Annotated in this window: 18 protein-coding genes and 3 pseudogenes; 5 read left to right on the plus strand and 16 right to left on the minus strand. The window is 68.0% G+C overall.

The genetic code is table 11. From position 1 onward, the window contains the following. Positions 1–62: 62 nt before the first annotated feature. The 9 genes and pseudogenes from ectB to ACIP4Y_RS08865 all read right to left on the minus strand — a co-directional run bounded on the left by ectB (position 63) and on the right by ACIP4Y_RS08865 (position 8,398). Positions 63–1,325, minus strand: a complete 1,263-nt coding sequence (ectB, locus tag ACIP4Y_RS08825) for a diaminobutyrate--2-oxoglutarate transaminase (RefSeq protein WP_401389669.1) — start codon at positions 1,323–1,325, stop codon at positions 63–65. After that, complete coding sequence (locus ACIP4Y_RS08830) at positions 1,322–1,585, minus strand: acyl carrier protein (RefSeq protein ID WP_189549282.1); 264 nt, start codon at positions 1,583–1,585, stop codon at positions 1,322–1,324. The genes ectB and ACIP4Y_RS08830 overlap by 4 nt, the downstream gene beginning before the upstream one ends. 52 nt (positions 1,586–1,637) lie before the next feature. Further along, positions 1,638–3,188, minus strand: a complete 1,551-nt coding sequence (locus ACIP4Y_RS08835; protein WP_401389673.1) for a class I adenylate-forming enzyme family protein — start codon at positions 3,186–3,188, stop codon at positions 1,638–1,640. Then, a complete protein-coding gene (locus ACIP4Y_RS08840; RefSeq protein ID WP_401390644.1) occupies positions 3,188–3,655 on the minus strand; it encodes a 3-aminobutyryl-CoA ammonia lyase in 468 nt (155 codons plus the stop codon). Before ACIP4Y_RS08840 ends, ACIP4Y_RS08835 begins: the two co-directional genes overlap by 1 nt. Before the next feature lie 150 nt (positions 3,656–3,805). Next, a pseudogene (locus tag ACIP4Y_RS08845) lies at positions 3,806–4,117 on the minus strand (holo-ACP synthase); the annotation flags it as partial. Next, a complete protein-coding gene (locus tag ACIP4Y_RS08850; protein ID WP_401389676.1) occupies positions 4,114–5,400 on the minus strand; it encodes a diaminopimelate decarboxylase in 1,287 nt (428 codons plus the stop codon). The gene ACIP4Y_RS08850 and the pseudogene ACIP4Y_RS08845, both read right to left, overlap by 4 nt. 493 nt (positions 5,401–5,893) lie before the next feature. Further along, positions 5,894–6,232 (minus strand): annotated as a pseudogene (locus tag ACIP4Y_RS08855) (transposase); the annotation flags it as partial. A gap of 514 nt (positions 6,233–6,746) precedes the next feature. Then, on the minus strand, positions 6,747–7,724 hold the full coding sequence (locus ACIP4Y_RS08860; protein WP_401389679.1) for a LuxR C-terminal-related transcriptional regulator: 978 nt from the start codon (positions 7,722–7,724) through the stop codon (positions 6,747–6,749). Between the two features lie 98 nt (positions 7,725–7,822). Further along, a complete protein-coding gene (locus ACIP4Y_RS08865) occupies positions 7,823–8,398 on the minus strand; it encodes a CGNR zinc finger domain-containing protein (RefSeq protein ID WP_401389682.1) in 576 nt (191 codons plus the stop codon). Between the two features lie 309 nt (positions 8,399–8,707). Here ACIP4Y_RS08865 and ACIP4Y_RS08870 point away from each other — a divergent pair, with 309 nt between their 5' ends. Both ACIP4Y_RS08870 and ACIP4Y_RS08875 read left to right on the plus strand, forming a co-directional pair. Continuing rightward, positions 8,708–8,896 (plus strand): ferredoxin, encoded by a 189-nt coding sequence (locus ACIP4Y_RS08870; RefSeq protein WP_324919453.1) that lies wholly within the window; start codon positions 8,708–8,710, stop codon positions 8,894–8,896. Beyond that, entirely contained in the window at positions 8,863–10,119 is a 1,257-nt protein-coding gene (locus tag ACIP4Y_RS08875; protein ID WP_401389685.1) for an NAD(P)/FAD-dependent oxidoreductase, read from the plus strand. The genes ACIP4Y_RS08870 and ACIP4Y_RS08875 overlap by 34 nt, the downstream gene beginning before the upstream one ends. 106 nt (positions 10,120–10,225) lie before the next feature. On the opposite strand, the gene ACIP4Y_RS08880 is transcribed toward ACIP4Y_RS08875, so the two are convergent. The 4 genes from ACIP4Y_RS08880 to ACIP4Y_RS08895 form a co-directional block, all read right to left on the minus strand. Continuing rightward, on the minus strand, positions 10,226–11,041 hold the full coding sequence (locus tag ACIP4Y_RS08880) for an oxidoreductase (protein WP_401389688.1): 816 nt from the start codon (positions 11,039–11,041) through the stop codon (positions 10,226–10,228). Between the two features lie 187 nt (positions 11,042–11,228). Further along, positions 11,229–11,798, minus strand: a complete 570-nt coding sequence (locus ACIP4Y_RS08885) for a TetR/AcrR family transcriptional regulator (protein ID WP_401389691.1) — start codon at positions 11,796–11,798, stop codon at positions 11,229–11,231. Between the two features lie 111 nt (positions 11,799–11,909). Continuing rightward, positions 11,910–13,208, minus strand: a complete 1,299-nt coding sequence (locus tag ACIP4Y_RS08890) for an SNG1 family protein (RefSeq protein WP_401389694.1) — start codon at positions 13,206–13,208, stop codon at positions 11,910–11,912. After that, a complete protein-coding gene (locus ACIP4Y_RS08895) occupies positions 13,205–14,329 on the minus strand; it encodes a 4Fe-4S binding protein (RefSeq protein ID WP_401389697.1) in 1,125 nt (374 codons plus the stop codon). Before ACIP4Y_RS08895 ends, ACIP4Y_RS08890 begins: the two co-directional genes overlap by 4 nt. Positions 14,330–14,419: 90 nt before the next feature. Here ACIP4Y_RS08895 and ACIP4Y_RS08900 point away from each other — a divergent pair. After that, positions 14,420–14,683, plus strand: a pseudogene (locus ACIP4Y_RS08900) (MMPL family transporter); the annotation flags it as partial. Here ACIP4Y_RS08900 and ACIP4Y_RS08905 read toward each other — a convergent pair. Together ACIP4Y_RS08905 and ACIP4Y_RS08910 are read right to left on the minus strand one after the other, a co-directional pair. Next, positions 14,644–14,916, minus strand: a complete 273-nt coding sequence (locus ACIP4Y_RS08905) for a hypothetical protein (RefSeq protein WP_401389700.1) — start codon at positions 14,914–14,916, stop codon at positions 14,644–14,646. The pseudogene ACIP4Y_RS08900 and the gene ACIP4Y_RS08905 sit on opposite strands and share 40 nt — an antisense overlap. A 157-nt stretch (positions 14,917–15,073) precedes the next feature. After that, positions 15,074–15,889: an oxidoreductase gene (locus ACIP4Y_RS08910; protein ID WP_401389703.1), complete on the minus strand. Its 816-nt coding sequence runs from the start codon at positions 15,887–15,889 to the stop codon at positions 15,074–15,076. Positions 15,890–16,106: 217 nt separating this feature from the next. On the opposite strand from ACIP4Y_RS08910, the gene ACIP4Y_RS08915 reads away from it, so the two are divergent. Together ACIP4Y_RS08915 and ACIP4Y_RS08920 are read left to right on the plus strand one after the other, a co-directional pair. Continuing rightward, entirely contained in the window at positions 16,107–16,685 is a 579-nt protein-coding gene (locus tag ACIP4Y_RS08915) for a TetR/AcrR family transcriptional regulator (protein ID WP_401389706.1), read from the plus strand. Positions 16,686–16,955: 270 nt separating this feature from the next. Beyond that, complete coding sequence (locus ACIP4Y_RS08920; protein ID WP_401389709.1) at positions 16,956–19,394, plus strand: SpoIIE family protein phosphatase; 2,439 nt, start codon at positions 16,956–16,958, stop codon at positions 19,392–19,394. Between the two features lie 85 nt (positions 19,395–19,479). Here ACIP4Y_RS08920 and ACIP4Y_RS08925 read toward each other — a convergent pair whose 3' ends face one another. Next, complete coding sequence (locus ACIP4Y_RS08925; protein WP_401389712.1) at positions 19,480–21,399, minus strand: ABC transporter ATP-binding protein; 1,920 nt, start codon at positions 21,397–21,399, stop codon at positions 19,480–19,482. Between the last annotated feature and the right edge of the window lie 165 nt (positions 21,400–21,564).

Below are 21,564 nucleotides of genomic sequence, written 5' to 3' on the forward strand. Positions count from 1 at the left end.
CAGCAGCGGGTGGGCCATCATGGCGGGGTGGATCCTTTCTCCATCGCGGGTATCGGGCGCGGTCATGCCGTTTCGTAGACGGCGCGCTGTACGATGCGCAGCCCTTGGTCGAGTTCGTCGCTGGTGATGGTCAGCGGGGGCAGCAGCTTGACGACCTGGCCGTGTGCTCCGGAGGTCTCCATGAGCAGTCCGAGTTCGAAGGCCCGGCGTGCGGCGCGGCCGGCGTGCCCGGGGTCGGAGAGCTCCAGGCCCCATACCATCCCGCGGCCGCGGTAGGCGGATCCGCTGTGGTGCGCGGCAGTGTCGCGCAGCGCGGCTTCGATGGTCTGGGCGTGTGTCAGGGTCTGCTGCTTCAGCTTGTCGTCGGCCCAGTAGGTGTTGAGGGCGGCGGCCGCGGTGACGAAGGCCGGATTGTTGCCGCGGAATGTGCCGTTGTGTTCGCCCGGCTCCCAGACGTCCAGCTCCGGTCGGAACAGGCAGAGGGACATGGGCAGTCCGTACCCGCTGATGGATTTGGAGACGGTGACGATGTCCGGGGTGATGCCGGCCTCTTCGAAGGAGAAGAACGCCCCGGTGCGGCCGCAGCCCATCTGGATGTCGTCGACGATCAGCAGCATGTCGTGCTGCTGACAGAGCTGGGCGAGGCCACGCAACCACTGCGGGCGAGCCACGTTGATGCCACCCTCGCCCTGGATCGTCTCCACGATCACCGCGGCCGGCTTGTCCAGCCCCGACCCGTGGTCCCGGAGCAACTGCTCGAACCACAGGAAGTCGGGTGTCTTCCCGCCCATGTAGTGGTCGAAGGGCATGGGAGTGGTGTGCACGAGCGGTACGCCGGCGCCGGCCCGTTTGAAGGCGTTGCCGGTCACTGCCAGGGAGCCCAGCGACATGCCGTGGAAGGCGTTGGTGAAGGAGACGACCGTCTCGCGCCCCTTGACCTTGCGCGCCAGCTTGAGGGCGGCTTCGACGGCGTTGGTGCCGGTCGGGCCCGGGAACATGACCTTGTAGGGCAGGTCCCGCGGGCGCAGGATCATGTTCTGGAAGAACTCGAGGAACGCGCGCTTGGCCGTGGTCGACATGTCCAGGCCGTGGGTGACGCCGTCGCGCTCCAGGTAGTCGAGCAGGGCGCGCTTCAACACCGGGTTGTTGTGGCCGTAATTGAGGGATCCGGCGCCGGCGAAGAAGTCCAGGTACTCGTGCCCGTCCTCGTCGTACATCCGGCTGCCCTGCGCCCTGTCGAACACGGTGGGCCAGCTGCGGCAGTAGCTGCGTACCTCTGACTCCAGGGTCGTGAAGACGCTCAGGTCGGGCTGGATGAGCGTCATGCCGAGACCTGCTCGAGCTGAGTGCGGAGGACGAAGTCGGTGAAGGTGTCCACCGAGACGAAGTCGTCCGCGTCCAGGTCCTCCGGGTCGACGACCAGGCCGATGGAGTCCTCCAGGGCCATCAGCATCTCGAGCATGGTGGTCGAGTCGAGGTGCAGGTCGTCGAAGAGCTTCACGTCGCCGGTGAGGCCGGTGACGGGGCGCTCGAGGACGTCGGTGAGGGCGTTCTCGAGGGCGGTGACAACGTTCTGGCGATCCATGGTCATGTCCTTGAGGGGAGTGAGGAGTTGCTGCGGTCGGGTGGGAAGAGGATCAGTGGGCGAGGCCGGCCTGCGGGGCCTCGGCGGTGACCGGGGTGGCCGAGGTCTGTTCGATCAGAGCGGCCAGCTTCTTGCGGTCGACCTTGCCGTTGCCGTTGGTGGGCAGGGCGTCGAGGCGGACGCAGCGCCGCGGGATCTTGAAGGGCTCGATGTGGTCGCGCATGCCCTCGCGCACCTCGTCCGCGGTGATGTCGGCGACCACCGCGAGGAGCGCTCCCCGCTTGCCCTCGGGCGGCAGTACGGCGGCCGAGGTCACCCCGTCGACGCGGGTCGCCGCGGCTTCCACCTCGGTGGCGCTGAGACGGAATCCCCGCTCCTTGTACAGGTCGTCCCGGCGGCCGGAGAAGTAGAGGTAGCCCTCCTTGTCCAGCCAGCCGTAGTCGCCGGTGCGCAGCTCGGGGAAGAGTCCCTCCGCACGGGGGAAACGCTCGGCGGTCAGCTCGGGGCGTTTCCAGTAGCCCGCCATGACGTTCGGGCCGCGCACGACGAACTGGCCGATCTGTCCGGGAGGCAGCCGGTTCCCGTCGTCGTCGATGACGAAGACCTCGGTGCCCGGCAGCGGCAGTCCGCAGGATCCCGGATGGTCGAGGTCTCCGTCCGGCGGCATGATCGCCGTGCGCTTGCACTCCGTGAGGCCGTACATGACCTGGATCCTCAGCTGGGGCAGTGCGGCGCGCAGCGCGGACATGGTGGTTTCGGACAGGGCCGCTCCGGTGTTGGTCAGCAGCCGCAGCCGGCTCGGTCCTCCGCTGCTGCGGCGTAGCAGCCAGGCGAGCCGATCGGCGATGGAGGGGACGGCGGGCAGCACGGTCGCCCCGGCTTCCTCCAGGCTGCGCAGCAGCGGGGGACCGACCTCGGCGACCGTGCCCAGGTGCAGTCGGGCACCGCTCAGTGCCGCGAGGTAGACCTGGTAGAGGCCGTAGTCGAAGGAGAGCGGCAGCGGGCAGTACACGACGTCGTCGCTGCGATACCGCAGGCACTCCTGGATCGCGGAGACGGCGAAGAGCACCTGCTGGTGGGTGCTGACCACGGCCTTGGGCAGCGAGGTGGTACCCGAGGTGTAGATCAGGCTGACCGGGTCCACGGTCAAGGCGCTCTGGCCACTGGGGATGAGCGACACGTCGGTGCCTGCATCGAGCGCGGTCCGGACAAGCTGGTCGAGCCCGAGGAATCGCACATCGTGCTCGGCGGCGGTCCGTCCCGCATCGGGATCGTCGGAGACCAGCAGCTTGGGTTCGCAGTCCCGCAGCACATGTTCCAGAGGCCCGCCGCGTACCTGTTCGTGCAGCACACTGAAGACGGCGCCCAGGCGGGAGGCCGCGTAGAGCAGCACGGCGATGCCGATCCCGTCGGCTGCGGTGACAACGATCCGGTCGCCGCGCCGCAGTCCTTCGCGTTGCAGGAGTGCGGCCATCCTGGTGCTGGCGGCGGCGAGTTCTCCGTAGGTCAGGCTGCGGCTCTGCGAACTCAACGCGGAAGATCGAGGGCTGCGGTCGGCGGCCGCCTCCAGCAGTTCGTGCAGCAGCTGCGCTGTACGGGCCATCAGGTCTCCTCGGCAACGGGGTTGAGGGCGGTCGCCGTGTCCGTCCTGCGGTAGGGGACGACAGTGGTGGCGGTGGCGGAGCAGACGAGCTGGGGGGCGTCGAGTACTGCGGCGGCGCTCTCTCCTGCTCCTGGGCGGGCGCTGAGGACCTTGTGCGCCTCGAGTTCGACGACCCGGCGCAGCCTGGTCCGCCGTACCAGTCGCCCGCGTGCCTCGATGTAGTCGCCCGGCTTCACGGGTGCGGCGAAGCGGACATCGCTGTACTGGGCCAGCAGCCCCTCGTCGCCGTCCGTGCGGATGGTGATCTCAGTGACCAGATCGCCGAACAGTCGCAGGATGCGGGCGCCGTCCACCAGGTCGCCCCCGTAGTGGGCTTCCTCCTGGCCGACTCGTACGCGGAGGAAGGCTGTGGTCTCCGGGGTCTGTTCACCGCGGGCACTCTGTTGGGCGGGGGCTGTCGTGTTGATGCTGGGCGGCGACACGGCGTCAGGCTCCTTCAGTTCTGTGGATGCTGTTCGTCCGTTTTCGGCTGCCGCACCGCCGGCGCCGGGGATGCCGATGGCGACTGCGGCTACGACGGTCTGTTTGTGGGTGATGGACACTGAGACGGAGGACGGGGCCAATTGGGCGGCTCTCCCGCGGAAGCGGACGACGGGGGCGCCATGCGGTGTGTGCTCCACGCATATCTCCCGCGGCGCCACGCCCTGGAGGAAGCCCTTGCCCAAGACCTTGAGGATGGCCTCCTTGGCGGCGAAGCGGCCCGCGAGGAACTCCAGGCGCCGATGGCCACCGAGGGTCTCGGCATGGACCAGTTCCTCCGGGGCGAAGCTGAACCGCAGGAACCAGGGTCGCTCGACCAGGCGGCGGAGTTCCGAGCAGTCGAGGACATCCACCCCGACCCGGGCGGCCGGGCTTGCCGAGGTGGTCATGCGGGCGCGCTGCGGAAGTCGACGAGGTGCTGCTTGGCCAGCAGATCCTCTGTGGTGTCGCGTTCCCGGATCAGATGGGCCCGCCCGCCGTGCACCATCACCTCGGCCGGGAAGCCGTGACTGAGGAAGAGTCCGGGTGAGGCGGTAGGCCCGTAGGCCCCGGACCGCTCCACTGCCAGCAGATCCCCCGGCCGCACCTCCGGCAGCTGGACCTTCTTGGCAATGACGTCGTTGGGTGTGCACAGCGGCCCGGTCACGCTGTAGGGCCGCAGCGCTCCAGCAGCCCGGTTCCCCACGTGGCGGATCGGGAAGTTGCGTTTGACGAAGCTCCCGACACCGACGGCGGCCATGTGGTGGTTGGTGCCGCCGTCGGCGACCACGAAGCTCTCCCCCATGGAGTTCTTCACATAGCGCGCCCGGATGAGGTAGGTGCCAGCCATGGCCGTCAGGAACCGGCCCAGCTCCATGATCATCCGGCAGTGCGGGTTGCGCGCGGAGAAGGAGGAGAGAACGTCCGCCAGTCCGGTTCCCAGCGCGGCGAGATCCAAGTCCTCCTCGTTCTCGAAGTAGGCGACGCCGAGCCCGCCGCCGAAGTCCACGGTCTCCAGGGGGAAGCCGAGTCGTCCGGCCAGATCCTCCGCGGTGGCGAGGATCTGCCGGGTGTTGTGGACGACGTCTTCGTGGTTCAGGAACCGTGTCCCCATGTAGGCGTGCACCCCTTTCACCCGGATGTGGCGCAGGGCTGCGAGTCGCTGCTTGGACTCACGCAGTTCGGCTTCGTCGATGCCGAACTGCCGGGGCTTGCCCCCCATGGCCAGTCCTGACCCCTTGCTGCCGAAGGCAGGGTTTACTCGCAAGAGCACCGGGAACTCGTCACGGCTGGCGGTTGCCAGCAGCGAGTCCAGCAGGTCGAGTTCGTCCAGTGATTCGCAGACAATCGCGTGGATTCCGGCTTCGATGCAGGCGGTGAGCTCTCGTTCGTCCTTGCCGGGGCCGAGGAAGATGATGTCCTGGGGCGCGACCCCGGCTCGTAGAGAGGTGACCAGTTCGGCATGGGAGGAAACCTCGGCGCCGGCACCGAACGAGTTCAGCAGTGCGCAGACACTGACGTTCGGGTTGGCTTTGAGCGAGTAGAAAACATCGACACTGGCGGGTAGCACGCCGCGCAGCTTGCGATACGTGTCTTCCAGGATGTCCGCGTCGTAGACGAACAGCGGGGTGCCGAACTCCTCGGCGAGTGCCGCCATCGTATTGCCCTGAATGTGGTCATTCGAGGTAGCCATACAATCACTGCCATCCGCCGTCATCGAGCCGGCGGCTTACGGTCCGCTCCTTCGCGAGTGAGCTGCCTGGGGTGGATGTCCGCTCTTTCATCGCTCGCCTCTCTCACTGGTTCGTGATCCAGCAATCACGATTCTGCGAGCTCCCGCGCGGCAAAGGAAGAACTAACGGGTGGACTGAATCGGTCCTGACCTATTCAGGCCCCTGGGCGGACTTGGCGTCTCGCCCAATGAGTTGTGGGCGATCGCGATATTCCCCGTGTACACTGAATCAAACTTATGAAAAGGACCGGTTCCCGCGGTGGCCAACGGGCACAGCGGCACCGGCCGAGCGTTCGTGACGGCATGCAGGCAAAGGGCATCGAGGACATCCGCACGGAAGGCACGGCCGCACGGGTCCTTGCGCCTTGGCCGCCCGCGCGGCACGCCTGAGGGTGTCCCGCAATCGATCTTGTAAGTGTGCCAGGGCATACCGATTGCTGGGGCGGTGGTCCGGCTACCCGGCTTGGAGCAGGTTGTGGAGGCGGGCGGTGCCAAGCATGGCGTGGTGGACGCCTTCGTCCTTGAGCCGGCAGTCGCGCAGGACCTTCCAGACCTTCATCCGGGCGAACACGCGTTCGACCCGAGCCTGGACTTGCTTGTGAGAGCGGTGGTGGTCCTGCTTCCACTCGCAACGTTCGCCGCCGGCCGAGCGGCGGTGCGGGATTACAAGTCCGGTGCCCTGGTAGCCGCCGTCGGCGATTGTCGTGGTTCTTCCTACGGCTTACTCGGCCCCGGATTCGGCCCACGCCTTGCAGTCGTTGCGGTTGCCGGGCACTGGCCGTCCGACCGCGAGCGAACAGTACGGCTCCGGCCGAGCTGGCTACTCACCGCCCCCGGCAACACGGGACAGCCCTTGGACGCGTCCCCAAGAAGATCGCTGAGCGGAGCGGCGTGGTCATCCTGCTCGCCGGCAGGGACACCCTGATACGGATCAGATCAGGGTGAGACGATCTCAATCCAACTCGTAGTACATGAGCGGCGCTTCAGCGCGTCGCAGGCACCATTCAGCCAGTTGAGGGCACGCAGTGGCTGCGCGCACCCAGATCTGCTCCGCGGTCGACTCGGCCTCGTTCAGGGACGCGACGCGGAGGAAGAGACCGATGACAGGGTGAGGTCGTGACTGGAGATGCACGCTGACGTGTTCAAGGACGTCCGGTGCGGTGGCTTCCAGCATCTGCCTGATCTCAGCAGGCAGGGGGGCATCGCCTGGAGGGGAGACAGCGAGATGGACAAGGTACATGAGGCAACTGTCCTATTCGGATCGTCATTCCCTTCCACTGCTTGTCGACCAGCGATCATACGGACCATCATGGCCGGATGAGCCCCCTCGCGACCGCGTGAACACCAGCCTGGAAGCGGCTTCGCGCACCGAGGTGGTCCATGAGTTTCGTGGCGATGCGGCGTGCCGTGCGAGCCGACACACCCAGCCGCGCCGCGACGGATTCGTCGGTGTGCCCTTGGGACAACAGGCGCAGGACTTCCGTCTGTTGCGGACTCAGCCTCTGCGTATCCGCGGGTAAGGCGGTCGCGCCCATCGGCCGGGCGGACTGCCAGACGCAATCGAACAGGGCGTACAGCGATGAGACCACTCCCGGCGTCTGCAGAACCACGGCCCCGGCAGCGGTGTCATCACAGTCAGCGGCGACGACGGCGATCCTCCGGTCACAGATGATCATGCGGTTCGGTAAGGAGGGGACGGTCCGGATTCGCCCGCCGAGCGCGGCCAGCCACTCCGCGTGCGCCACCGTGGCAGGGTCGTTGCGGGCGCTGTCCAGATAGACGGTGCGCATCCGCACACCGCGCTCGAGCAGATTCTCGGCGAGCGGCCGCGAACTGCGCACATTGGCCGCCGTCTGGGCTCCGCCCGGAGCGAAGGTCACCAGCTCGTCCTCGACCCTGTCGTACAGAGTCGCCAGGTAGTCGCGGACGCAGTCGACCCCGTTCAGGCAAAGTAACTCTTCCCTGTCCTGGGTGAACTCCGATTTGAGACGTACGGCGGCAGCCTGAGCCTCTTGCACACGTTTCTGTTGCGCGGCGAGCTCGGCTCGTTGCCTTGCCAGCAGAATGTCTGCGGCCAGGTGCGGGTCAACTGCGTGGAAACTACGGGGATCTTCGGAGGAACTGCGTATCAGGGCCAGTTCGCTGAGGGTGTCGAGTGCTGTCAGTACCGCCTGCTCAGTCAGCTGGAGGCGGCGCATCAGATCGGCCACACCGTCCTGCGGGTGCGCCAGCATCTCGCGGTAGACCACCTCGGCCGTGGCGTCCATTCCCAGAACATCGAACATGCCATTCCCCCTTTTTAAGCAGCGTGCGGTAGCGAGACCGCGGAGCGCGGGAGTCTCGATACTACGAAGTCACGATGACCAGCGATCGAACAGCACGGTCAGTCAGCAAGGCTCGACTTCTTACCCTTGTTGGCGAGGAAGCGTGCCTTTTTCTCACGATTTCCGCACGTGTTCATGTCACACCATTTGCGGGTGTAGCCGCGGCTGGTGTCGACGAACGCGGCTCGGCACGTCGGCGATGCACACAACGAAATCTTTCCTTCTCGTTCTCCCGCGAGGAGGCTGATCGCATCGGCGGCGATCACGCTGAGCGCGTCTTCCGCAGAAGCAGATCCCAGCCGCCACTCCCGGCTGCCCCCGGGCGTCAAGATCGCCGAGGCCAGACCGTGAGTACTGCAGTCATTGATGACTTGGACAGCTGAAGAGGGAAGCGGGTCCTGGTTCGCGACAGCGGTGGCAGCTGCGTGAATTGATTCCCGTAGCTCCCGGGCGTGGTCGAGCTGGGATTGGCTGCAGGAGTCGACGGCGAGTCCATTGACTGCCAGCCAGTCCGCGAGCCGGGATGGCACAGGAATGCGCTCCAGCGCCTCGCCGTAACGCTCCGACAGAGTCCCCGTGAAGCTGGTCGCCAGCACCTTGCCCAGACGGAACTCGGGGAAATACACCACCGCCATGGAACCACCTTAGCCGGTTGCCTTCTGCAGCACAAGCATACGAGAACCCCCACAGATGGTTCTACGCGACTCGGGGATCCCGCACACCCTCCAAGGTCAACATCGTGTGCCCAGCCGCCGGTTGAAGAAACCCAGCGCGGAGCGCCGGCTGCGCCGACCCGGCCCATGGACCGCCCACTACGGGCCTGAACAGGTCAGGACCGGTTCAGGCCACCCGTCACTTCTTCCTTCGTCGCGCGGAGGCTCGTAGGGTCGTGATCGCCGGAGAACGGACCGGCGAAAGGGACGAGCGATGGAAGACCAGGGACCATGAAGATTTTTGTCGACAGGGTCAAGTGCCAGAACCACGGGCAGTGCGCGATCTCGGCCCCGACCAACTTCGAGCTCGACGCCAATGGGGAGCTTCAATACCAGGAAGCGTTCGATGAAGAGAACATCAGCGATATCGAGGACGCTGTCGACTCTTGCCCTCTGCAAGCGATCTTCCTGAAATCGTGACGCCGCCGGTGGCTGATAGGCGGCCGCTTATCGGCATAGTCGGCTCCGGTATAGCCGGACTACGAGCGGCCAACGCGATACTCAAATGCAAGGTCGACGCCAGGATCGTTGTCTTCGGAGACGAGACTCACCGCACCTATAATCGGCCGGGTCTGACGAAGAAGCGGTATCCCTTGTCGGATGCCCTCGAAATGGCGATCGCCGAGGATGTGAAGGTGAATGGAGTCGAGAACGACGCTCTGACCTGGCGCCTCGGCACCAGAGTCGAGACTGCGGACCTGCGCGACAGGGTTCTGCATCTGAGTACAGGTGAAACATTCGAGTACGACGGTCTGGTGATCGCTGCGGGTGTACGCCCGCGTACCTCGGTGTGGGGCAACGGGGAGTGCGAGCTCCATACGCATCGAACCCTGCGTGGTCTGGGCGATGCGCGATACATCCACCACCGGCTCCAAGCAAGCGAAAAGGTCACGATCGTAGGCGCTGGTTTCGTTGCTTGTGAGCTTGCTTCGCTGGCCAAAGAGTACGGCTGTGAAGTCCTCATGCTGGAAGCGCTGCGCCGCGGGCCATTCGAGAACATCCTGGGTGAGCGTGTTTCGATGGCGCTTGGCCGCTGGCTCGTTCAGCATGGCATCACGTTTCTGACGGGCGATTCCGCAAGGGAACTGCTCTGTGATGTGAAACCGTCGGATCCGGAGCCCCCATCCGATCGATCCCTTTTCATCGAGGCGATCGGAAGTGTTCCCAATGTGGAATGGCTGCATGGAAACGGCCTGGATCTGTCCGACGGGGTGCGCGTCGATGAATACATGCGTGTGTCACCGTGGGAGAATGTGTTCGCGGCCGGGGATATTGCTCGTTACCCTGACCCGTGGACGGCCGGGAACCTTACGCGCATGGAATTCTGGAAGAATGCGATCGATACCGGTGATCTTGCGGGCAGGTCTCTGGCGTCGTCCTTGGGGTACGGTTCGGTGACCTCCCGGATCGGATACTTCCCCAGCATGTCCACGGAAGTACTCGGACTGCGTATCCAGATTGCCGGCAACCCGAAGATGTCGGATTCGATGGAGATCGTCTGCGGAGATCTGGATCAACTGGACCAGGGAGTGCTCGTCGCGTACCTCCGGGAAGGCTCCATGGTCGGGGCTGCCTACCTGGACAAAGGCGCTCGGTTCAATAGTGCCTACATAAAACTCTTGAAGTCGTTGAGGGAGCGCTGAAGAGGCGCCGGGACCTCTCGCCGGCGTCGAACGACCGACTGTGCAGTCGCCGGGCTGCAGACCTCCGCCCCGGCCTGGCGCGGCCGTCTCCGTGTGAGCCTGCGGGTCAGCCGGCCAGGCGGTTGATCGTGCGGATCTGCTTGTCGAAGGCCCGGGCGGGAACGAGACGGCGCAGTGTGCGCACGCGTCCGGCCGTGGGACCGGCGGTGTAGCGCAGCTTCGGCCTGGCGTCGGTCGCCGCCGCGACGATCGCCTTGGCGACGACAGCGGGGGCGTCGCCGTTGCTGATCGCCTCCGCCATGACGCGGTCCACGGTCTGCCGCTGCTTCGCGTAGGCGTGCAGGGGGATGTCCGGCTTCGCGCTGTTGGCCTCGAATCCGGTCCTGGTGTAAGCGGGTTGGACGAGAAGCGACCGGATGCCGTGCCCCCGGACCTCGTGGTCCAGGGACTCGGAGTAGCCCTCGATCGCGTGCTTGGAGGCGGCGTAGACGGCCATGTACGGCTGGGGCATGAACCCGAGTACGGACGAGATGTTGATGATGCGTCCGCGTTTCTGGGCGCGCATGTACGGCAGGACCTGCGTCACCATGCGCATGACCCCGAAGACGTTGGTGTCGAAGACGGCCCGGGCCTGCTCGACGGAGGTTTCCTCCGCCGCGCCCATCGAGCCGGCGCCGGCGTTGTTGACCAGGACGCCGATCCGCCCGAACCGCTCGCTCACCTCCTGGACCGCCGCGGCGACCGAGGAGTCGTCGGCCACGTCGAGGTCGAGGAACGTCACACCGTCGAGCGGGGTGACACGCGAGGTGTCGCGGCTTGTGCCGACCACGTCGAAACCCGCTGCGACCAGTGCGAGCGCGGCTTCCTTCCCGATGCCGGATGACGCACCCGTCCCGAGTGCCACCGGCCGATCCGTCGTCATCAGGGTTCCCGCTCTCCTCGAGAACGGTTTCCGCACCTGTAAACCGATCGGTTTCCGCACGCAGGCTCAGACAGGGAGAAGGACGGTATGGGCTTCTTCGCCTGCGGCATGCTCGGCAACAACTTTGCGGCTACGGGGCTTCCCCCGAACGCCGGGCGGCAGGGCAGCGTTCGGGAGGGGCGATGCGTCAGCGCATGCCCGCCGCATCGAGCAGGGTGATCACCGTGGGCGCGATGAGGCCCGTCAGGGTGTCCGCTCCGATGCCCGCGCGGGCGCTGGCACCGTCGAAGACCAGGCTGAGCTGCCGGGCCAGCAGGCCGGGATCGCTCGCTCCGCCCTGCTCGGCCTCGGCGCGGAAGAAGGCGGTCAGGTTCTCCTTGACCCGATGGGCGACCCGGCTCGCGGGGTGGCTCTGGTCCTTGAGCTCGATCTGCGCGGCCAGGAAGGGGCAGCCGTAGAACTCGGGTGCGCCCGACCGCGATTCCACCTGCTCGAAGACATGCAGGATCCGCTCCCGGGGTGAACGGTCGTCGTCCGCCGCGGGGAGGAGTCCTGCCACGTAGGCGGAAGTGCGCCGCTCCAGACTGGCCGCAAGGAGTTCGTCCTTGCTCTCGAACAGCTGGTACATGGAGCGCTTCGACACTCCCGCCGCCCTGCACAGCGCCTCGACGCCGATGCCGACGCCGTCCCGGTAGGTGAGTGTGGCCGCCGCCTCCAGCAGCCGCTCCCTGGGGCTCTGTTTCACTTCGGTGGTCATCCTGCGAGGTTAACTCGATTCCGACAGAATGAAAACTGATCGGTTTCCGGCTTGGCGTCCTGGCGGAGGCTCGGCGGCGGCCTGAGGGAAAGGCCGCCGCCGCGGCTTTCGCTATGCGGCGACCGCCGCCTTCTCGGGCGTCGTCTCCACCGGGATGCGGTGCAGCCCCTTGCGGTCGTACCACCCCAGTACGCCGAAGCCGAACAGTACGGCCGCCACGAGGCCGGCCGCCATCATGACCCAGCCTCGGGTCAGACCTGCGTCGCCCTGGGCGTCGTAGTAGAGGATCGAGCGGATGCCACCGGTGATCTGCCGCAGGGGCTCGAACTCGGCGAGGAAGCGGTAGAAGCCGGGCAGCGCCTCGAGGGGGGTGGTGGCTCCGGCTGTCGGCACCGCCATTCCGATGAAGACCAGCGTGACCACCAGCATGCCGGGCGTGCCGAAGACCGCGAGAAGGGTGAGCGCACCGATCCCGCAGACCGCGACGGCGCACACCGAGTACAGCCACAGGAGCGGCAGGTGAGAGGCGTCCATGCCCATGATGCCGACCGCACCTGCCATGGCCAAGGTGCCCATCAGCAGGGACAGTCCCACCATGAGGGTGCCGCTGATGGCGAGGGTCTGCACCCGGGTGGCCCGGATCAGGGGACGGTGCAGGCGCAGTGGGCCCATGTCGTTGTGGGTGTGGCCGAGGGCGTGGTCGACCTGGCCGCTGATGACGTTGGCGGAGAGCATTCCGCAGACCACCAGGACGAGGGCGTAGTAGAACGCCGTCAGGCCCAGGCCGCTGTGCGAGTCGAGCGGATGGCCGTCCTCGACGGTGACGGCGGCCGGGTCGGCGAGCAGGACGCGTGCCGCGGCGGGCAGCTTCGCCTGCCGGGCGCCGGTCTGCGCGGTCAGTTCCCTGCCCACCTGGAGCGAGGCGTTCTCGGCCGCTCGCGTCGTCGCCGTCCGGGCCAGGCCGGAGCCCACGCTGCCGGCCGACTGGTTGGTGAGCACCGTCAGCGTCGGACGGGCCGGGGTCCCGGTGGCCGTGGCGTCGGTCAGCGCGATGGTGGAGGAGGTGAAGCCGTCAGGCACGACGAGCGCGCCGAACAGCTTGCCCTTGCCGAGTTCCTCCTTCATCTCCTGCTCGTCCATCACCTTCCAGTCGATCTTGTCCCCTCCCGCGGTGGACTGCCTGATCGAGCCGGTGATCTGGGCGCCCAGGTTGACCTGCTTGCCGCCGACGGCGGTTCCCTTGTCGGCGTTGACCAGACCGACCGGCAGCTTGCTCAGGTGACCGGCCGGATCGATGTTGGCGCCGACGTAGAACACGGCAAACAGGAGCGCCAGTACGCCTGTGATGACGCCGTTGGTCATCCACAGAGGTTTGGCGCGCAGGACGCGGAAGGGGGGAGTGCCACTCATGACGTACGTGTCTCTCGATCGGTGGGCGCGGAACGCTTCGCCGGGGGTTGCCAGCCGCCGGTGACTTCCTTGACGGGCTTGTGGGGGAATCGGCGCCGGGCGTACTCCTGTGCGTGTGAGCCCGGCAGGACGTAGAGCGTTTCCTTCTTGTCCTGGAGTGGTCGCAGCACGGTGTCCATGAACGTCCTGCGGTCGTCCAGGTAGGAGCCCAGGACGTCTTCGCCGGCGGGGCAGACGGCAAGGCAGTAGCCGGACTTGTAGCCGGGTGGTGAGGACAGGCTCTGCCACATGGAGGCGCTCTCGGAATCGGTGACCCGGGAGCGGTAGTCGGCGGCGTCCTCGCTGTCGGCCACGGTCTGCGCCCAGTCGGTGAACCCGCTCATGAACTCGCGGTAGTTGTGCGTGGTGCAGGCCAGCGCGTCGAAGGCGCCGTCCTTGGCGATGGCGCCGACCGGGCAGGCGGCGACGCACAACTTGCAGTCGATACAGGGGTTGTACTCCAGCGCCTGCCCGTACTCGCTCACCTCCGCGTCCACCAGGACGGTGACCAGCAGGAGGAAGCTGCCGAACTTCGGGTGGATGACGTTGCGGTGCAGGCCCATCACGCCGAGCCCGGCGGCCACCGCGACCGTCTTGTGCGCCACCACCCAGATCCGCTCGCTGGGGAAGCGGTCCATCTCCTGAGGGAAGCCGACCGACGGATTGAGCGCGCGGTAGCCGGCGTCCTGGAGGGCCTGGGTGACGCTGCGCGCGGCATGATTGGCCTGCTCGTCGGTCTGGTGGAACTCCTGGTTGGCCACACTGCGAGCCGGGGAGCGGCAGTTGTCGCGGTTCATCCGGACCGCCATCGCGATCAGGGTGCGGGTGCCGGGCAGCGCGGCCAGCGCGTACTCGCGCTCACCGGCCAGGTCGGGGTGGTCCAGGCTCACCGCGGCCGCGTCGTCCGCCCCGGCCGCCAGGCACAGCTCGCGCAGCCAGGCCGCGTCGATCACCGCCGGTGGGCGCACCGCGTCACCGGCCCTGCGCCGGGCAAGTACGGCCTGTACCGACGGGTGGGCGGCCAGCTTCGCCGGAAGCCTGGGACTCGACGGTTGCCCCTCGGCGTCGCGCGCGGCAGTCATCCGATGCTCCTCGTGACTCGGGTCCGGAACTCGCCCACTGCACCGCGAGAAACCGATCAGTTTCACCACCGTAAACCGATCGGTTTCCGCATGCAAGCCCGAGCTGCGGGCCCGAGTCGCGGACCGCCCCCGCCAGGGGGCCACGAGCCCCGAGGCCGGCTCCTCACGGTCCCGCCACCCCGTCACCAACGCCCGCAGCGCAGCGCTCGTAGCAGTCGGCGACCGCGAGCTCCGGCGGCTCGCTCGGGTCTCGCGGTCGCCATCGACTACGGCCTGCTGATCGTGAGCCGCTACCGCGAGGAACTGGAGGCCGGCTACACCGGCGAAACGGCGATCGGGCGCACCATCGCCCCGGCCGGACGCACCGTGGTCATCTCCGGCATCACGGTCGCGGCGGCGCTGGCCGGCCTGGCGAGCGGGGTGTCGGTGACCACAGGCACTCCGCCGGGGACGCACTCCGCCGGCCGCTCCTGCGGGTGGCCGCTCGCGCCGCCGCCCGCCTGGCCTGCCTGCAACTGGCGGCTGTCCTCGGGCGTCGCCGCACCCTTGTTGTTGCGCCGTGGTTCAGGTTGCTGCGGATTGGGCATGCGCTGGACCTCCTCCTGCGGCGGTGCTTGCTCCGGGCGTCCGGGCTCCCGGGGAGACCCGGGTGGCGCACGGCGCCCGCGGATGCATCACCTCGCCGGGGCTTCACGGAATCTCGGTCGGAGTGTGATCCGCTCCGAATGGGGGCTGCGGCGGGTGTCAGCCGGCCAGCTTGTTGAACTTGCGGATCTGCTGGTCGAAGACCCGGGCGGGAACCGCGCGGCGCAGCAGGCTGAGGCGCCGGGCGAGCGGGCCGGCTGTGGAGCGCAGCCGCGGCTTGCGTGCGGTGGCCGCCGTGACGATGGCCTGCGCGACGACGGCGGGGGCGTCGCCGCCCGTGACCGCCTCGGCGACCACCTGGTCGACGATGCGCCGCTGTTTCGCGTACACCGGCAGCGGCGTGTCGGGCTGCACGAGGTTGCCCTCGAACGCGGTGTTGGTCCCGCCGGGCTCGACGAGCAGGACCCGCACGCCGTGCTCACGGACCTCGTGGTCCACGGACTCGGAATATCCCTCGACCGCGTGCTTGGACGCGATGTAGGCGGCCATGTAGGGCTGGGGGATGAACCCGTAGATCGACGACAGGTTGATGATGCGGCCACGGCCCTGGGCGCGCATGTGGGGCAGGACGGCCTTCGTCATGCGGATGACACCGAAGACGTTGATGTCGAAGACGTGCTGGTGCTGCGCCAGGGAGCTTTCCTCGGTGGCGCCCGACGAGCCGATGCCGGCGTTGTTGACCAGGACGTCGATGCGGCCGAACCGATCGATGACTTGCTGGACCAGCGTGGCAACCGAGGCGTCACTGCTCACGTCGAGGTCGAGGAAGGTCACGCCGTCGCGCGGGGCGACCTTCGCGGTGTTCCGGCTGGTTCCGATCACGTCGAAACCCGCTTCGACGAGGGCGAGGGCAGCGGCCTCTCCGATGCCGGAGGACGCGCCTGTCACGAGTGCTACAGGTCGTTTCGTGGCCATCATGGGCTCCTGAGATCTTGATCATGTTCATAGCGAATTGCGGCTTTCGCGGCGCCTGGTCATCTCGCGCCTTCTGTCGGCACCCTGGCGATAACCGCATCTCGAGGGTATCCGTTCTCTTCTTATCCGCAACTTCACTGTTGCGGTTTACTGAGAAGGTGCAGCTCAGGAGTATCTTCTTTGGTGAGCGGGAGTCGACGACGGGAAGGGAGACCCCATGGGGCGAGCTCTGCGGGCGGATGCCGAACGCAGCGTGCGCGCGATTCTGGAGGCGGCCGAGAGGGTGCTGGCCGAGGATCCCGGCGCGACGATGGAGCAGATCGCCGAGGCTGCGGGCCTGGCCAGGACGACGGTGCACCGGCGGTTCGCGAACCGGCAGGCCCTCATCGAGGCACTGGCCGCTTCCGCGAAGCAGCAGCTCACCGACGCCATCGACGACGCCCACCTGGACACTGCTCCCCCGCTGGTCGCGCTGCACCGCGCTACCGCGAACACGCTGCGGGTCAAGGGCGCCTGGCGGTTCACGCTCGGCAACCCCTTGGCGCACAACGATGTCGCCAAGGATGTCTGGACCGAGATCAACGCCCGGTCTCTCGCCTTTCTCGCCCGAGCCCAGCGTGAGGGACTCCTCGATCCCGCGGCAGATCTGGAGTGGACACGGCGGGTCTACTACGCCCTCATCGGCGAGGCCCTGCACGGGCCCGGCGCCCACGAAGACCCGGACGCACAGAATCCGGACGCGCTGGCCACGCGTATCGTCGACACGCTGCTGCACGGTGCGGGACGACGGGACTGAGCCGCACCCACCCGACGGAGCACCGGGGAAAGCCGTACCCGGCACGGAGATCACGTGTCGTGATCGTCTGATGGCTTTCACCCAGGCCATCAGGCAGGCGGCACCTGACGCTCTGGTGCCGTTCTGCGGTTCGGCCGGAACGGGGCGCGCGGATGCCCGCCGCTTCCGTCTTCACGGGCCCCGCGCAACGGGCGCCGCCACCGGAGGTCCGCCCTGGCCCTCGGTGTGAGAATCTGAGGGGTGGGGCCCGCCAGCAGAGGGGACCGGTCGATGAGCACGTTCGGCTTGCGGAGCGGCGACGGCATGTCGGATCCCTTCGATCTCAGGACCGCCGCGCTCGTGACGGTCGACGCGGCCGGCCTGATCGAGAGCTGGAGCCGGGAGGCCGAGCTCCTGCTCGGTCATGCTCCGTCGGACGTGGCCGGGAAGCCGCTGTCAGCCGTCTTCCAGGGGCCGGACGCGCTCGTGGCCATGGTCGAGGGACGGCTGACGGCCGACCACTGGGAGGGCCGGATCTGGGCGGGCCACCATGACGGCCACCAGGTCGAACTGGGGCTGCGGCTGCGTGCGCTGCCGGCACCGGAGGGGGGCGGCGGCTGGCTCCTGGCCCTGTGCTCTGCCGCGGCGCTGCACCGGTGGGAACTGGGCCAGGCAGCACTGCGCGGGCTCCTGATCAGCTCTCCGGTCGGAGTCGCCCTGTTCGACACCGACCTGCGGTGCGAGTGGCGCAACGAGGCTCTGGCCGCCATGGACGGTTCGCCCCGCTCCGCTCCGGCAGTGCGGCCGACGGCACCGCACGCCGGCGAGCGACAGGCCGGCCAGGCGCTGGCGGTCGGAGAGGTGGTCTCGTCCGTGGAGCACTTGGCTCCCCCGCCCGGCACCCCCGGTCAGTCGATCATGGAGCAGCCGCTCAGAGTGCGTATGTCCCTCCCGTTGCGGGCTCGGACCGGTACGCCCCTGGGCGTCTGCCAGGTGGTCGTCGACTTCACGGACCGCGACCAGAGGCGCCGGCGGCTGGTGCTGCTGAACGAGGCCGGCGAGCGCATCGGCACCACCCTCGATCTGGAGCGTACGGTCGGGGAACTGACGGAGGTCCTGGTGCCCCAGGTCGCCGACTTCGCGGCGGTGGATCTGCTCGACGGAGCGGGGCCGGCCGACGACATCCCCGCCGGTTCCGGAAAAGTTCACGGCACGCTCTACCGCGCCGCCCATCTGTCGGTCCGTGCCGACCATCCCGAGGTGGTGGTCGAGGTCGGCCTGCCCGCCCGGTATCCCCCGCAGTCGCCGCAGAGCCGCTGCCTGGCCACCGGCCGGACCGTTCGCGACGCGGTCGTCTCCGCGTCGACGGACTGGCTCGCCGTGGATCCGCTCCGGCGGGAGACGCTGGTCCGCATCGGTGTGCACTCCCACATGGTCGTGCCCCTGCGGGCGCGGGGAGTCACCGCTGGGGTGATCACGCTTCTGCGGTGGGAGCATCCGGACGCCTTCGACGAGGACGACCAGTTGCTCGTCGAGGAGCTGGCTGCCCGCGCGGCCGTGTGTGTCGACAACGCCCGGCGCTTCGCCCGTGAGCACAACGCGGCGCTCGCGCTCCAGACCAGCCTGCTTCCTCAGGTGCTGCCGGACCTCACTGCCGTCGAGGTCGCCTACCGCTATCTTCCCGCCGACACCCAGGCCGGGGTGGGCGGAGACTGGTTCGACGTCATCCCCCTCTCCGGGGCACGCGTCGCGCTGGTGGTGGGGGATGTGGTGGGACACGGCCTGCACGCGGCTGCGAGTATGGGGCGCCTGCGCGCCGCGGTGCAGACACTCGCCGACATGGACCTGTCGCCGGAGGAACTGCTGGCCCATGTCGACGACCTGGTCCTGCGCCTCGCCTACGAGGCGGAGATGGCTTCGGACGGTCTGGCCGTCATCGGAGCGACCTGCGTCTACGCCGTGTACGACCCGATCTCGCGCAAGCTCTGCGTCGCTCGCGCCGGCCATCCCAGTCCGGCTCTGGCACATCTGAGTGCCCCCGTCGAGATCCTCGACGTGCCGCCCGGGCCGCCCCTCGGGCTGGGCGGCTTCCCCTTCGAGTCGGCCGAGTTCGACGTGGAGGAGGGGAGTGTCATCGCCCTGTTCACCGACGGGCTCATCGAGGCTTCCGACCAGGACGTGGACACCGGGATGGAGCGGTTGTGCTTCGCGCTGGCCCACCCGGACCGGCCGCTGGAGGAGATCTGCGACACGATGATCCGTACCGTGCTGCCCGACCGCCCCCGGGACGACGTGGCGTTTCTGGCAGTGCGGACCCGCGGCGTGGACTGCGACCGGGTCGCCGCGTGGGACATCCCGTCGGCTCCCTCCGCGGTCGCGCAGACCCGCAGTGACGTGATGGCGCAGCTCACCCGCTGGAACCTGCAGGACATCGCGTTCACCACGGAATTGATCATAAGTGAGCTGGTCACCAACGCGATCAGGCACGCCCACGGTCCCGTGACCCTCCGGCTGATCCACGATCGCAGCCTCATCTGCGAGGTGTCCGACGGCAGCAACACCTCCCCGCGGATGAGACGCGCCCACTCCTCCGACGAGGGCGGCCGCGGCCTGTTCCTCGTCGCTCAGCTGGCCAAGCGCTGGGGCACGCGCTACACCCCGCACGGCAAGACCATCTGGACGGAACAGCAGTTGCCCGAGCAGGACCGGAACGTTTCGGGGCAGCGGTGAGCCACGCGCAATGCGCTGTGCGGCCGGAGGAGCGAGGAGGGGGTACCCCGGTCCCGAATCTGTTCCCGTCGGGTCCTGCCCCTCATCACGGGGACCCGGTGCTCGTACCGGCGGGCGACGACGGCCTGCGGCCTCCGTCCGGTGGTGTGTCGGCCGGTCCGGGCAGGCCGTCCAGGCCGGCTTGCGGGACCGGGCGTCCGAGGGCCGAGTCGGTGCTCTCGCCGAGGAAGCCGCCCGACTGGTGCTGCCACAGCCTGGCGTAGGCGCCGTCCGCCGCGAGCAGTTCCTCGTGGGTGCCCTGCTCGACGACGGTTCCGCGGTCGAGGACGACGAGACGGTCCATGCCGGCGACGGTGCTCAGGCGGTGGGCGACCACGAGGGCCGTGCGTCCGTCCATCAGCCGCCACAGGGCGTCCTGGACGAGGAGTTCGCTCTCCGAGTCCAGCGCGCTGGTCGCCTCGTCGAGCAGCAGGATCGGGGCGTCGCGCAGGATGGCCCTGGCGAGGGCGACGCGCTGGCGCTGGCCGCCCGAGAGTTTGACCCCCCGCTCCCCCACCAGAGTGGCGAAGCCGTCGGGGAGCTGGTCGGCGAACTCGGTGACGTGCGCGGCCGCGGCCGCCGCGTGGATCTCCTCGTCGGTGGCGCCGGGCCGGGCGAAGGCGATGTTGTCCCGCAGGCTGCGGTGGAACATGGCGGGTTCCTGCGGGACGTAGGCCATCAGTGAGCGCAGGTCGGTCTGGCGCAGCCGGCTGATGTCCTGGCCGCCGATCAGGATGCGTCCGTCGTCGAGGTCCGACATCCGCAGCAGGAGCCGGGTGAGCGTGGTCTTGCCGCCGCCGGACCTGCCGACCAGACCGATCCGGGCGCCGGCGGGCACGTCCAGGTCGAGGCCCTGGAAAATCGGCTTCGCACCGGTGTGGGCGAAGGTCACCGCCTCGAAGCGGATGCCCGTGCCGCGCGGTGCGAGCGGTTCCGGTGTCGCCGGGTCGAGCACGGTGGGCGGATCCAGCAGCAGCTCCGTGAACTGCGCGGCCTCGGTCATCGAGCTTTCCAGACGCCGGTAGATCTGGTTGAACTCGAACATGATCTGGGTGGCGTTGGAGTAGTAGGTGAAGCTGACGACGATCTCCTCGACTCCCTGCCCCGAGCCGCCGAAGGCGATGGCGACCAGCAGGCCCAGCACGTTGGTCAGCACGGACATGGGGGCGACCAGGGTGTCGACGCGCAGATTGCCGTAGTCCCACGACCTCAGCGTCAGGCGCCGGGACTCCGCGACACGGCTGCGGTGTTCGTCGGCCTCCCGCCGCTCCGCCGCGAACGCCCGGATGGTCTCCATGTTCATGAGGCTGTCGGCGACGTGGCCGGAGACCCGGGCGATCGCCGCCTCACGGTCGTTGACGAGCCGCTGCCGACGGCGGATCAGAGGCGTCGCGGCCACCACGGTCAGCCCGATCATCACAAGGAGGCCGGCGACGAGCATCGGTTCGTAGCTCCACAGCACCACGGAACCGAACAGCAGAGGGACGAGACTGCCCACGATCCGGTACGTCACCGTGTCGACGAAGTCCTCGAAGCGCTTGCCGTAGCTGAGCACCCGTTTGGTCAGGGAGCCGGCGAAGTTGTCGTGGAAGAACGCCGCGTCCTTGGCCAGGAGTTCGTCCATGCCGCTCACGTACAGGTGTTCCATACCGAGGGCGTCCACGCGGTTCAGGCAGTGCTGTCCGACCCGCCACACGGCCTCGGCGAGCAGCAGCGTCACGCCGAAGCCCAGCACGTACGGCAGCGCCGAACCGAGGGTGAGACCGCCGTCGCCGGCGGCCTGTCCTGCCAGTTTGGCGATCAGCAGGGGGGCGATGTAGCGGATGCCGATGTTGCCCACGGCCGGCAACAGCAGCGCGGGCAGGGCCAGCAGTCGTAGTCGCAGCAGTTCCCGGCCGTAGCGGCGTAGTGCCAGAACGACCGCGCTCCTGCCCGGTGTCGGTCCTCGCGTCTCTGTTGTCCCCATCACACTCCCGGAGGTTCGGAAGTCGGCAGTCTCCCCTCCGCAGAGTTACTCAGTCCAGGCATTTACCTCGGACTGGCGAGAACCGGACACCATCCTGCAGCGGAGCACCACCCTGCCGGCGGGGTCTTCCCGCGCTCCGGGGTGCGCGGAAGCCCGGACACGAAG

This window comes from Streptomyces sp. NPDC088810, from assembly GCF_044750305.1.
GTDB lineage: Bacteria > Actinomycetota > Actinomycetes > Streptomycetales > Streptomycetaceae > Streptomyces.

Coding starts and splice junctions, on each gene's coding strand:
- ectB (WP_401389669.1), bottom strand. CDS start 1,325: ATGACGCTCATCCAGCCCGACCTGAGCGTCTTCACGACCCTGGAGTCA.
- ACIP4Y_RS08830 (WP_189549282.1), bottom strand. CDS start 1,585: ATGGATCGCCAGAACGTTGTCACCGCCCTCGAGAACGCCCTCACCGAC.
- ACIP4Y_RS08835 (WP_401389673.1), bottom strand. CDS start 3,188: ATGGCCCGTACAGCGCAGCTGCTGCACGAACTGCTGGAGGCGGCCGCC.
- ACIP4Y_RS08850 (WP_401389676.1), bottom strand. CDS start 5,400: ATGGCTACCTCGAATGACCACATTCAGGGCAATACGATGGCGGCACTC.
- ACIP4Y_RS08860 (WP_401389679.1), bottom strand. CDS start 7,724: ATGTTCGATGTTCTGGGAATGGACGCCACGGCCGAGGTGGTCTACCGC.
- ACIP4Y_RS08865 (WP_401389682.1), bottom strand. CDS start 8,398: ATGGCGGTGGTGTATTTCCCCGAGTTCCGTCTGGGCAAGGTGCTGGCG.
- ACIP4Y_RS08870 (WP_324919453.1), top strand. CDS start 8,708: ATGAAGATTTTTGTCGACAGGGTCAAGTGCCAGAACCACGGGCAGTGC.
- ACIP4Y_RS08880 (WP_401389688.1), bottom strand. CDS start 11,041: ATGACGACGGATCGGCCGGTGGCACTCGGGACGGGTGCGTCATCCGGC.
- ACIP4Y_RS08885 (WP_401389691.1), bottom strand. CDS start 11,798: ATGACCACCGAAGTGAAACAGAGCCCCAGGGAGCGGCTGCTGGAGGCG.
- ACIP4Y_RS08890 (WP_401389694.1), bottom strand. CDS start 13,208: ATGAGTGGCACTCCCCCCTTCCGCGTCCTGCGCGCCAAACCTCTGTGG.
- ACIP4Y_RS08895 (WP_401389697.1), bottom strand. CDS start 14,329: ATGACTGCCGCGCGCGACGCCGAGGGGCAACCGTCGAGTCCCAGGCTT.
- ACIP4Y_RS08905 (WP_401389700.1), bottom strand. CDS start 14,916: ATGCCCAATCCGCAGCAACCTGAACCACGGCGCAACAACAAGGGTGCG.
- ACIP4Y_RS08910 (WP_401389703.1), bottom strand. CDS start 15,889: ATGGCCACGAAACGACCTGTAGCACTCGTGACAGGCGCGTCCTCCGGC.
- ACIP4Y_RS08915 (WP_401389706.1), top strand. CDS start 16,107: ATGGGGCGAGCTCTGCGGGCGGATGCCGAACGCAGCGTGCGCGCGATT.
- ACIP4Y_RS08920 (WP_401389709.1), top strand. CDS start 16,956: ATGAGCACGTTCGGCTTGCGGAGCGGCGACGGCATGTCGGATCCCTTC.
- ACIP4Y_RS08925 (WP_401389712.1), bottom strand. CDS start 21,399: ATGGGGACAACAGAGACGCGAGGACCGACACCGGGCAGGAGCGCGGTC.